Consider the following 12,440-nt stretch of genomic DNA (forward strand, 5'->3'; position numbering starts at 1 on the left):
AAACCTAAATTTGAAAGTTTTGTGAAGATTCAGGGCATTGATTTAATTTAATTAGTTTATGTGTTATATTAATTGTTGAATTCATAATTCAGTTCGAATTTATTCATAATACTTGATAAGGATGTGTCAGATAATGAAAAAATGGCTATTAGCCGCTGCCAGTTTATTAATGGTAGTCTCACTAGCAGGTTGTGGTAGCACAACAATCGCAACTTTAAAGGGTGGTAAAGTCACTCAAGCCGAATACTACAAGGAAACTAAGGAAACAACGACTGGTAAGCAACAATTGCAAACCATGATCTTAGAAAAAGCCCTTGAAGAACAATACGGCAGCAAAGTGTCTGATAAGAAGGTCACATCAACTTATAACACTTACAAGAAACAATATGGTTCATCATTCAGCTCTGTTCTCTCACAAAGTGGGTTAACAACATCATCATTCAAGAAACAAATCAAGACTCAAATGTTAACTGAAGCAGCTTTAAAAGCTAACAAAAAAGTGACTAACGCTAACTTGAAGACACAATGGAAATCATACGAACCCAAAGTTCAAGTTCAACATATCTTAGTTGCTAAGAAAGCAACTGCAGAAACAGTCATTGCAGAACTTGCTAAAGATAATTCAACTAAGAACTTCACGGCATTAGCTAAGAAGTATTCAACTGATACCGGTACTAAGAAAGATGGCGGTAAATTACCAACATTTGATAGTACTGATACCTCATTAGATTCAACTTTCAAGACTGCTGCCTTCAAGTTGAAGACTAACCAATACACAACAACACCTATTAAGACAAGCTATGGCTACCACGTTATCCGCATGATCAAGAACCCTGGTAAGGGTAAGATGGCTGATCACAAGAAGGAATTAACGAGCCAAGTTTATGCTAAATGGATGTCTGATACAACTGTTATGAACAAAGTGATCACTAAGGTGCTTAAGAAAGCTAACGTTTCAATCAAAGATAAAGATTTATCTGACTTACTTTCAAGCTACGGCGTGAATAGTAAAGCATCATCTTCATCTTCAAAATAAGCATATTGAAAAAGGCGTCCGACAAATTGTCGGACGCCTTTTTTGTGCTATTCTTCTAACGCTTCGTCGTGTTCTGGTCGATAAAATTGGCGACCATCCATGGCAAACATCCGCTCCGTATAATGACCGGGTTCCGCGTGTTTCAAAGACTGAGTCATCATCGTGATACTCGCATCTAGTTCATCAATTTGATGTAACACATCAGCTTCCAAGACTTGCGGTTTAACGGGTGAACCGTATTCCAACAAACCGTGGTGGGCTAACACAACATGCCGTAAGAGCAACATATCTTCACTATTGGTATCAATCTTGAGCGTATCGCAAGCACGGACAATTTCTTCGTCGACCAAGACGATATGGCCAATTAAGTTACCGCGGACTGTGTATTCGGTCGAAATTGGACCTGATAATTCTAATGTCTTTCCTAGATCATGTAACAACACGCCCGCAAATAATAAAGAGTCATTGATTTGCGGATACTGAGCCGCAATGGTCTTCGCTAGGCGTAACATCGATAAGGTATGATAAGCCAAACCACCTGCAAAAGCATGGTGGTTGGTTTTAGCCGCTGGATAACTAAAGAATTCTGGTTGGTGTTTTTGTAACAAATGACGAACAAGTCGTTGCCAATTCGGATTTTTAATCTCAAATAACACTTGGCTGATTTCTTCTTGCATCTCTTCGACTTGAACCGGTGCTTTGGGCACGAACTGTTCAACTGATTGCGGTTCATCTGCCGTGGTCTCCCGCAACTTATAGATTTTAACTTGCGGATTACTTTGGTACAATTCCCGTTTACCCTGTAAATGAATCACTTGGCCCGCGGTAAATTTGGTAACGTCCGCATCGGAAGCATCCCAATATTTACCACTGATTTGACCCGATTGATCTTGGAAAGTGAACGCAATGAACTGTTTACCATTCTTGGCAACCCGTACATCTGCCGTTTTAATTAAGACAAACAAATCAATGGGTTCGTCATTTTGATAATCAAATATTTTTTTAGTGGGCATCTATCTGACCTACTTTCTCTAAATTTAACCAATGTGCCGCTCCGAAGACGGTTTCTGTTCGGGGATTAGCCGTTAAATATATCACCTGATGATGTTCGCTCAAACGCTGTAATAATTCCCAGATGGCCGCTTGACGTTGGTCATCGAAATTAACAAAACCATCATCAATTAATAAAGGTAACGATACCACATCGGCAATCTCTTCTGCAAATGCGAACCGTAATGCGATGTAGAGTTGTTCGGCGGTCCCTTGTGACAACTCACCGACTTCAAACAACACTTGATCGGCGCGCAAGACCGTCATCACCTCTTCTTCAAAATTAATTTGCTGATACCGATTTTGCGTTAATAAGGCAAAGTAAGTCGTTGCCTTAACCAATATTCGCGGAAAACGTTCTTGCGAAGCCGCTTTTAAGGTGGCTTGAATCCAATCAATCGCCAATTGGTTAGCCAACCAAGCTTGCGCTAAATCCGTAATATTGGCTTCTGCTTGTAGTTGTTCTTGCCGTAACAGTTGATATTGATCGTCATCGACTAGCTTTTGTTGGGTCACACTCAGTTCCGCAATGACTTGTTGTTGTTCTTGCAGTGCCTGATTAGCAATTGCCAATTGCGCTTGATGTTGTTTATAATCATTTTCTAACTGCGCTAAATCGGTAACGGCTTGTAATTCAGGTAACGCTTGATCTAATTCAGCCGCTAAATCTGAACAGCGTTGTTGGGCGACTTGCCGTTGTTTTTCCGCTTTGTAACACGCCTCTAATTCGGCCGCTGTTTTCAATTGGGCACTGGCTAGTAATTGCTTTTGGGCCTCGAGTAATGTCGTTTGTTTAGCCGTTAATCGGATCACTTGTTGTTGATAATAGTGATAACTTTCATTACTTTGAGCCAGTGATTGTTGTAATTGTGCAACCCGGCTCTTAAACTGATCAATCTGGGTTAAGTTAACCGCATCGCTACCTTGGAGCGCGCCGACCCATTCTTGTGCAAACTGCCATTGTTGGTAATAAGTCGTTAATTGATTTTGCAGTGTCTCAACCGCCATCGTTTGTTGCTTAATTTCGGTCGTCAATTGTGCGACCCGTTTCAAATCATTTTGCTGATTCAACACAGCCGACACCGATGTTTCAGTTCCATAACCGGCTTCAGTCAGAATAGTGATTGTTTGTTGTTGAGACGTCAGTAACTGCGCTTGACTAGCGCTTAACGCCGTTGCTTGCGCTTGTTGTTCATCTTTCAGTGTGTCTAATTGGGCTAAGGCTTGCTGCCACTGCGCTTTTTGTTCAACACCCTGAGTCAGTTGTTGTTGGGCTTGTTGTCGTTGATACCAACCGTAACCCAACACGAGTAAGCCAATAATTGCGCCTACTTTAAACGCACCTGGTAAGAAAATGGTCAATAACAAGACCCCGCCAACGCCCCAGAAAATGGTTTGGTTCTGAGTCGTTGTTCGCACCGTTGTGGCTTCTAATTGATTGACCAACTGTTCTTGGGTAGCCACTTGTGTTTGCAGCCCTTCGGTTTTAGACAATAAGACTTGTTGTTCAGTCGCTAATCGTTGTTGTTGGTCGGAAGCTTCTTGCAGTTGTTCAACTTGGTCGGCCGTCAATATGGCGGGCACTTGCGCCCCCCATTGATGTTGAGCCACCAATTGCGTTTTTTCTGCCATCAACTTCGTGAGTTGCGCTTGTTTGAGTTTTAAAACTTCAAGTTGTTGCTGTTGCGTCGCCAGTTGGTCAAACAAGGGTGTGATGGTGGCTTGATTAGCTTGATAAAAACGAAATTCACCGGTTTGATCTAAGGTTTCTTGGACCTCTGCAATCGTCGCTTGCGCGCTTTTTAATTCTGTTTCAAGCGCCCGTTGCTGTTCGACTAAAGCTTGATATTGGGTATAAATGGTTGCGTCAAAGGCCGTCGTTTGTGCTAATTCAGTTTGGAGTCCTTGCCATTCCTGATAATGCGGCCAACGTTCAATCAACCGTTGTTGTTGGTTAATTGTCGCTTGTAACTGTTCAATCTGAGCCGTTAAACTTTGCCGTTTAGCCGTGGCTTGCTGTAAGATCTGCGTATTCTGCTCATACGCTTGATAGCCAGTGCTGGCTTCTTTGACGGTCTGGACTAAATCTGGATAACTTTTCAAAGCTTGATTCAATGGCCATTTCCGCCCAGAGGGTTTATAAATTTTTTGACCTTCTTTATCCAGTGCTTTAGCAAAATTCAACCATTCGTGACTACCAACCGCCCCAATCGTCAACAGATGTTGTAAAAAATCGGCCTGTTTTAAACCGAATATCTGGTTAAGATCCTGTTGATTGGTTTCGAAAATTTGGGTGAACAACGCTTCATCAGCTGGGGCCAATAAGGTCGCTAAATAATCGGCGCCAAATTCATTGCCCTGATCAATGACCGTCACATCACCGCCAAACTTGCCATCAATCCGCCGGATCACTAGTTCTCGTTCTTTATATTGAACTAATAATTCACCGCCGTATTGAGCGCCATTTTTGGGTTTATATTGTTCGTAACGTTGTTTACCAGATGCAAAGCCAAACAAAATGCCTTTAATCAGTGCCGTTAACGTTGATTTACCAGCTTCGTTTTGCCCAAAAAGAACTTGATAATCGGTCGCTAAATCGATGACCTGGTCATGCCATTTGCCAAAACCGAAGATGGTAACTGTTTTAATTCGCATGACTTATTCCCCCAACTTCTTTTCTTGTAGAATCGTCTCAACCAAGGCTTTTAAATCGGCTTGATATTGCTCATCCGTCACAGCATCTCTAATAAAGCCTTCTTTCATCAGCGGTTGCGCTTTATCCCGAATATACTCTGGCGTGAAAATTTCAGCGGCGGCAGCTTGCCAATACGTTTGATCGATTTGGCTAAACTGTTGTTGTTGATTAAATTTTAAGGTTAACACGTACGGCCAATGCAGCGGTTGACTGTTGGTCAATTGTTCTTGTAGAATCAGCAACAATTCATCGTGATTAATCCGTTGCAATAAGTCGGCCGATAAATTCTGAGCGTGCGTTAATTCCAAACTGACTAAACTGGCTTGCTCACTTTGCTGTAATTGCGCACTAATTTGGGTTTGTAATTGATTCAATGACATTTCGGGTTGAATCTCAAATTGTTGTCGTTGCCATTCAATCACGGTCGTTGGCCGGAAATCTAACTTGAATTGACCCGCATCCGCGTTCACCACGTAAAACCCTTTTTGACCGGGTTCATTTTTGTGGCGTCCCTGTAAATTACCCGGATAAACAACGTATGGCCGTTCTTGTAGAATTTGGCGTTTGTGAATATGCCCCAACGCCCAATAATCGTATTGCAATTGGTTCAACTGACTTAACGTAAACGGTGCATAATGATCCTCATCAGGATTGGCTTGTTGGCTACCGTGAATCGTTCCAATCATATAATCAGTGGCGGCACGTGGTGGAAATTGATCGACTTGATTGGTCGTTAACCAACGTTGTCCGTAACTAAAACCAACAATCGTCACCGTTTCTTGGGTCTTAGTCGTTAACGTCATCGTTTCGACAGTCGTTTTAAAAACGTGCACATTTGACGGAAATTCAAAATGAACCTGTTGTTCATCCCAATAATCGTGATTCCCATAACTTAAATAAACCGGAATCTCGACGGCCGCTAAGCGTTCAAATTGTTGTTGTAGAAATCGTTGAACTGGTAAGCTCTGCGCTTCTTGATCAAATGAATCACCGACCAACAGTACAAAATCAACCTGTTCATCAATTGCGGTTTGAATCAGTGTTTTAAAAGCCGTAAAGGTTGATTGATGAATGGTTTCCCACAAAGTCGCTGGCGCTTGTTTGAGCCCCATAAACGGACTATCGATATGGGCATCTGCAGCATGGATAAATTTCATTTTGAATAACGCCTCAATTCTTAGAAATCGATTTTATTAATAGGCTCATTATACCATTGCAATAGGTCTTTAGAAAGCATCATCGAACAAGCGTTCTTAATGATATCATCAAAAAAATCCGTCCATAACCTAGATTGGGTGACGGGCGGATTTTTTGATGAGTGCACAGGAGCAATTGCGAGGAAAGGCATGCTAGAGTATGCACGATCTTAACCCTACTTTTAGCGGAACTAGTCTTAGGTTATTTTAAACGTGCTTTTGAGTTGCAACAACTTCCGCTTAACCTAAAAGTACCAATTATCTTAAAAATCAAAGATAACTGGTACTTTTCTGTTAATGCTCAGTTGCTACCGCAACTCACAGCACTCTATCCTTGATAGATATCTGCGATTGGTTTTGAGATGATTTGGTTTAATTCGTCCATTAATTGGCTTAATTGACGTTCTTGTTCCATTAATTGTTTGATGGCATCGATGTCACCAATTTTTTGAGCAAGTTCTTGGATTTCTTTGATTTCGTCATCCGTTAAATCTTGACCTTGCATTTGTTTTTGTTGTAATGTCATTTGTTGTGTTTGAAATTTTTTGAACATTGCAAAAGCAATCTCATCTTTTTTCAAACTTGCAAAAGCATTTTGTAACCCTAAAAATTGGGGTAATTCTTGTAAATGGACTGCCATTTGGTTGGCATCATCATGAATATTAATTGTCATTTGAACTGACTCCTTTAGCTACTTTATTTAATTAAAAAACCCTTTCACGGTATTATACCATTGATTAGCCGTATCTTTCGCTTTATTTACCCCATTTTTAAATCCAGATTGAATCGAATCAACTAATTGATTCGAATCTTTGGTCGATTCTTTCTTAGCAAGGGTTTGCGCATCCTCTGTATCAAAACTGGTTTGAGCAGTCGTCGGTAATAAAGCCTGCATTTCGTATTTAAAAATCGGTGCTAAACCGTCGATACTGGTGTTGGTCATAAAATGACTTTGATCGGTTTTATCATAACCCATCCAAGTCGCCACAACGATATCCGGTGTATAACCGATCAACCATTGATCCTTAGTCCCAAAACCGTAACTAGCGGGGACTTCAGTACTCCCGGATTTACCAGCGACTTGATAGCCGTCCGGTTTCGCGTATTTCCCCGTCCCGTTGTTGTAAACACCGAGCATCATACTCGTCATTTCTTTGGCCGTCTTTTTGGTCATAATTCGAGTTTTCGAATTGTCCGTATTATCAACAACCACTGCACCACTGGCATCAACAATCTTGCGAATAAAATGGGTCTCAGATAGTTCGCCATCATTGGCAAACGCCGTGTAGGCACTGGCCATTTGGTAAGGTGAAACCCCACCTTCCCAGCCACCTAGAGCCATCGCTAAGTTTTGATCACTTTTCGGTACCGAAATCCCAAATTTTTCAACTGATTTAATCCCACGTTTCAACCCGATTTGATTTAACAACCAAACCGCCGGTGCATTGGTACTATTGGCAATCGCTTGGTACATCGGAATTGAACCGCTGTAAACATTGTCCGGATTAGTCGGTGTATATTTATTCGTCCCGTAACTCTGCTTCTTATCTTCTAAGGATGAATCGTAATGGTAACCATCTTCGATCGCCGGCGTATAGACCGCCAACGGTTTAATCGTTGATCCCGGTTGACGTTTCATCTGCGTGATGCGACTGTAACCACGAATCGTGTAATCACCCCGACCACCAACGACGGCGGACACCCCACCGGTCTTCGGATTAATCGCAATCGAACTTCCTTGAACAACGGTCCCATCGGTAGCGTTAGCTGGGAACAGATAACTTTGTTCAAAAGTCGTTTCCATTTTACTTTGTTGCGTCTGATCTAACGCCGTATAAATCTTATAACCATTTTTAACTAAATCTTCTTCTTTAATCCCAAAACGGTTGACCGCTTCATTAACAACCTCGTCAAAATAATAGGGATATTTATAACTATCTGATTGCTCATAAGTATTTTTAACCACTAAGGTTTCTTTCTTAGCAGCGTCTGCTTGGGTCTGGGTTAATTTATTATTATCCACCATCAGACCTAAAATCAGATTACGGCGCGAAGTCGCATTATCCAAATGGTCCGCCGGATTATAGTAACTAGGACTCCGCAACATCGCCGCAATCACGGCCCCTTCGCTAGCGTCTAATTCACTGGCGTTCTTACCAAAGTAGCGTTTAGAGGCGTCTTGGACACCCCACACCCCATTGCCGAAATAGGCATTGTTCAAATACATGGTTAAAATATCTTTTTTAGTGTACGTTTTCGTAATTTGAATCGCTAAAAATAATTCTTCGAACTTCCGTGAAAAAGTTTGCTTCTGACTTAATTTCGCATTCTTGGCTAATTGCTGGGTCAACGTACTCCCACCACCGGAAATCTCCCCGTGATGAATCACCAAGTTGACCGCGGCCCGGGCCATGCCCTTGATACTAAAGCCAAGATTACTGTAGAAGGTTCGATCTTCCGTCGAAATCACCGCATCTTGAATCGGCGTTGAAATCTGGTCTAACTCAACATAGGTCCCTTTTTGCGAATACAAGGAGCCCGCCCGACTATCTTTAATATCATACACAACCGTTGGTGATTGTAAATTCGCTTTAATGTCACCGACATTGGCCGTTTTAGCTTTAAAAGTTAGAAAACTACTCATCGCAAAGATTAGTAGTAAAACCCCCAGAATTAACCAGCGGGTCAGTTGTAGACGATACCAGACAAACTTAATCATGCGCCATACGCGTTTAAAAAAACGTTTAACCGCCGATTTTATCGGTGCTGCTTGCTTATTCATACAATCCCTCTTCTGATCAAATTCGCTTGATGTTATTAATTGTAGCATATTCCTGAATCACAACTAGTAGCTACCGTTAACATTTATAATCTTTTAAAATTTACATTCATCGCTAAATTCGCTAAACTGGAAGCTTAAAGGTGGTTTCCCCAATGACAATTTATCAAAAAAAAGTAACTTTAGAAACAGACTTTAGCCCGATGTCAGTCCGCGGCTTACTGAATCATTGGCTGATTCCCCAAAAAATGCAACATTTCTTACGCGTCGATCACAATATCTTAGTCAATGGTCAATATCGCGCCTTCAACCGCTTTGTTGAACCCGGCGACCAGATTGACATGACTTTCTCTGATGTTTCAGTCAAGACTCAAGACTATGATTTAGATCAAGCCCAACTATTTACCGTTCTTTACGAAGATGACGACCTATTAGTCGTCAATAAACCAGCCGGTATTAAAACCCATCCGAATCGACCACACGAAAACGGGACGCTCATGAATCAAGTTGCTACATACTTAGCCGCACAAGGTAAACACGCCTACATGGTTCACCGCATTGATTTAGCGACCAGCGGGGCCGTCATGATTGGTAAAACGCCAATCGTAATTGGTATTTTAAACCGACAATTGAGTCAAAAAACAATGGCGCGCCAATACATCGCTGTCGTCAATGATCCCCAACAATTATTACTCGACCACGACACCATCAACTTCCCCATCGGGATTGATCCCGATAATCAACGAAAACGGCAGGCCGATTACATCAACGGCCTATCCGCCATCACCCATTACCAGTTATTAACCCGGCAGAATGACACGGCCACTTTGGCGGTTAATCTCGAAACCGGTCGAACACACCAAATTCGCGTTCATCTAGCGGGGATTGATCACCCGATTCTCGGTGATCCACTCTACAACCCGTCAGATACCACGAGCCGGCTATTATTACACGGTCAGACGTTACGCTATACCGAACCCTTCACGGACCATCAGCGAACCGTCATTGCCCCATTACCAACCGCATTTGATCCGTATCTTAATCAAACCCAATAAAAAAACCAGACGATTACTCGTCTGGTTTTTTTATTGATTTCTATCTGACTACTTACAAATTAATATTAACACGTGTTGCTAAATTTTCTGATAACTGTTGGTTCAATCTCGTCGCACTGGCTTCATCCGGACTAATCACAACGATTGTATCATGGCCCGCCAATGTGCCAACAACTTCTTGATAATTAATTTCGTCAATCAAAACGGCTAATAAATTGCCATTACTAGGCAATGTTTTAATGACATTCATCATCTGAACTTGTGTCACTGATAACGCCACTTCGCGTAATTTATCTTTTAATTTTTGGACCTGCGTCCGTTCATCCGCGTGAAAAACGGTATAACGCAGTTCACCATTCACATCACGGGCCTTAACGATTTGCATTTCACGAATATCTCGTGAAATAGTGGCCTGAGTCGCTTCAATATTCTCTTTTTTTAAAGTCTCTAATAGCTCTTCTTGTGTTGCAATCACCTGTTGATTAATAATCTGTTCAATTCGTATTTGACGGTCCGCTTTCTTCACGATTGCCACCTCACATCTTTAATTAATTACCTTGATTATACCAGTTTTACGGCATCATTAATGACTATTTGAGAATTGTATATTAATGAACAAGGATAATTATACCAGAATTACCCTTAAATTTCAGTTTTACTGAATTTCAATCATTCACCTATAAAAAAATAGCGACGACCTCGTTTAAGAAGTCATCCCTATTTTAAACCACTTTAAGCTGTTTTACGTGCTTTACGAACTTTAAAGATTGTTAACAGCGCTACTGCTACTGCAACACCAGATAGAATTGAGATAAAGAATAACCAAATATTATTCGTTGCCCCTAAAACACCGACAATTGGGCCACCATGAGGGACAGCATCGGTAATTTTGAAAATCATACCAACCGCACTCGCAACAGCCGAACCTGCGATGATACTTGGGAAAACTTGTTTTGGATTGGCAGTGGCAAACGGAATTGCCCCTTCAGTTATCCCGATTAAGCCCATTAAAATCGCTGGAATCCCGGCTGATTTTTCTTCTTCGGTGTATAAATCCCGACGAACAAAGGTCGCAACACCTAAGGCCAATGGTGGTACGGCTACGGCACAGGCAACAGCGCCCATGATTTGTGGATGACCAGCTGTAATCGAAGCAACCCCGAATAAGAATGCAACCTTATTCACTGGACCGCCCATATCGATGGCGACCATCGCACCAATCACTAACCCTAAGACAATACTTGTTTCCGGATTCTTCGATAGCGCCGTTAACATATCTTGTAAGGCCGTCATTAACCATGAAATCGGTGCACCTAATACTAAAATCAAGACCGCTGAGATAATGCCGACCCCTAATAGCGGAATCACAAAAATTGGCATGACTGGCCGTAAATCTTTAGGAACGGGCCAAGAATTAAACCATTTAACTAAATAACCAGCCGCAAACCCGACGATAATCGCGCCAATGAAACCGGTCCCAGCTTTCGTGCCTAAAATATCAGTGTTATTTGCAACCATCGCACCAATCATAGCAGGTGCTAAAGCAGCACGTCCTGAAATCGCGTAAGCAATGTAACCCGCCAAGATTGGAATCATTAACGTGAAACCAATACTCCCAATTTGATTCATACTACTCCAAATCGTATTGGGGGGAATCACCATTCCGGCTTTGGTTGGATGACCACCGATTGCGATCGATAAAGCGATGAATAACCCGCCAACGACAACGAACGGAATCATGTGTGACACCCCGTTTAATAATTGTTTAATAATCGGACTTTGTTCGTGACTTTCTTCACCTTCAACCTGAGTTGCCGCAGCACCTTTTTGACCGTGAACCCCGGCAACCAAAGCTTGAGCAATTAACGTCTCTGAATCTTTAATGGCATCCGCTGTTTTAGCGTACAATACTTTTTTACCATTAAAGCGTTCTTCGCCATCAACCGCTACATCGGCTGCGATGATCACGAAATCAGCATCGGCAACATCTTGTGCGTTTAATTCATCTTCAACCCCTGAAGCACCTTGAGTTTCAATTTTAACTTCGTACCCCTGTGCTTCCCCCGCTTTTTGTAATTTTTCAGCCGCCATATAGGTATGGGCAATGCCGACTGGACATTTCGTAATCCCGACAAATTTCTTCATTTCACTCACTCCTTCTAATTAAAATCGATTGTATTATTAATCAGTGTGTACAACGCTTGTGCATCATGTCGACTATCTTGTAACCCATCAATAAAGGCATCGTCCATTAATTTACGCGCAAATTTAGATAATACTTTCAAATGGGTTTTATTCGGATCATCGAGTGGCATAATTAACGCAATCGCAATATTGACCGGTTGTTCATCTAATGAATCCCAATCAACCGCTTCTTTAAAAGTGACTAAACCGACAACTGGTTGACTAAGACCCGCTATTTTGGCGTGCGGAATGGCCACACCATTCCCAAAACCAGTCGTACTTTCAGCTTCCCGTGCTTGAAAGCCAGCCGCTAAATCCGCTGTATCTAAACCGTTTTGTGTCGCTAGTAGTTGGGCCATCTGATTTAAAGCAACTATTTTATCACCAGTCACGACTTCATCTGTAAAAATATTTTGAACATCAAATTCTTGCATTATTTTATGCC

Annotated in this window: 10 protein-coding genes; 2 read left to right on the top strand and 8 right to left on the bottom strand. The window is 41.8% G+C overall.

The window, feature by feature from the left end; translation table 11 throughout:
- Positions 1-133: 133 nt before the first annotated feature.
- Positions 134-1,036 carry a peptidylprolyl isomerase PrsA gene (locus ACVPPQ_RS01285; protein WP_463495185.1) on the top strand — a complete coding sequence of 301 codons (903 nt, stop codon included), beginning with the start codon at positions 134-136 and terminating at the stop codon, positions 1,034-1,036.
- Between the two features lie 47 nt (positions 1,037-1,083).
- Here ACVPPQ_RS01285 and ACVPPQ_RS01290 read toward each other — a convergent pair whose 3' ends face one another.
- From ACVPPQ_RS01290 to ACVPPQ_RS01310, 5 genes are all read right to left on the bottom strand, one after another.
- Positions 1,084-2,049 carry a 3'-5' exoribonuclease YhaM family protein gene (locus tag ACVPPQ_RS01290; RefSeq protein ID WP_463495186.1) on the bottom strand — a complete coding sequence of 322 codons (966 nt, stop codon included), beginning with the start codon at positions 2,047-2,049 and terminating at the stop codon, positions 1,084-1,086.
- Positions 2,039-4,741: an ATP-binding protein gene (locus ACVPPQ_RS01295; RefSeq protein WP_463495188.1), complete on the bottom strand. Its 2,703-nt coding sequence runs from the start codon at positions 4,739-4,741 to the stop codon at positions 2,039-2,041. The genes ACVPPQ_RS01290 and ACVPPQ_RS01295 overlap by 11 nt, the downstream gene beginning before the upstream one ends.
- Positions 4,742-4,744: 3 nt before the next feature.
- Positions 4,745-5,938, bottom strand: a complete 1,194-nt coding sequence (locus tag ACVPPQ_RS01300) for a metallophosphoesterase family protein (protein ID WP_463495190.1) — start codon at positions 5,936-5,938, stop codon at positions 4,745-4,747.
- 367 nt (positions 5,939-6,305) lie between these two features.
- Complete coding sequence (locus ACVPPQ_RS01305; protein WP_463495192.1) at positions 6,306-6,650, bottom strand: YlbF family regulator; 345 nt, start codon at positions 6,648-6,650, stop codon at positions 6,306-6,308.
- Between the two features lie 27 nt (positions 6,651-6,677).
- On the bottom strand, positions 6,678-8,759 hold the full coding sequence (locus tag ACVPPQ_RS01310; protein ID WP_463495194.1) for a PBP1A family penicillin-binding protein: 2,082 nt from the start codon (positions 8,757-8,759) through the stop codon (positions 6,678-6,680).
- Between the two features lie 152 nt (positions 8,760-8,911).
- Here ACVPPQ_RS01310 and ACVPPQ_RS01315 point away from each other — a divergent pair, with 152 nt between their 5' ends.
- The gene (locus tag ACVPPQ_RS01315) at positions 8,912-9,811 is read left to right on the top strand and encodes an RluA family pseudouridine synthase (RefSeq protein WP_463495196.1); all 900 of its coding nucleotides are present in this window, start codon (positions 8,912-8,914) and stop codon (positions 9,809-9,811) included.
- Positions 9,812-9,863: 52 nt separating this feature from the next.
- Here ACVPPQ_RS01315 and ACVPPQ_RS01320 read toward each other — a convergent pair whose 3' ends face one another.
- From ACVPPQ_RS01320 to ACVPPQ_RS01330, 3 genes are all read right to left on the bottom strand, one after another.
- Entirely contained in the window at positions 9,864-10,337 is a 474-nt protein-coding gene (locus ACVPPQ_RS01320; protein WP_463495198.1) for an arginine repressor, read from the bottom strand.
- Between the two features lie 206 nt (positions 10,338-10,543).
- Positions 10,544-11,956: a PTS fructose transporter subunit IIC gene (locus ACVPPQ_RS01325; protein ID WP_463495200.1), complete on the bottom strand. Its 1,413-nt coding sequence runs from the start codon at positions 11,954-11,956 to the stop codon at positions 10,544-10,546.
- Positions 11,957-11,970: 14 nt separating this feature from the next.
- The gene (locus ACVPPQ_RS01330) at positions 11,971-12,429 is read right to left on the bottom strand and encodes a PTS sugar transporter subunit IIA (protein WP_463495202.1); all 459 of its coding nucleotides are present in this window, start codon (positions 12,427-12,429) and stop codon (positions 11,971-11,973) included.
- Positions 12,430-12,440: the final 11 nt, after the last annotated feature.

The sequence above is a fragment of the Latilactobacillus parafuchuensis genome, from assembly GCF_055271665.1.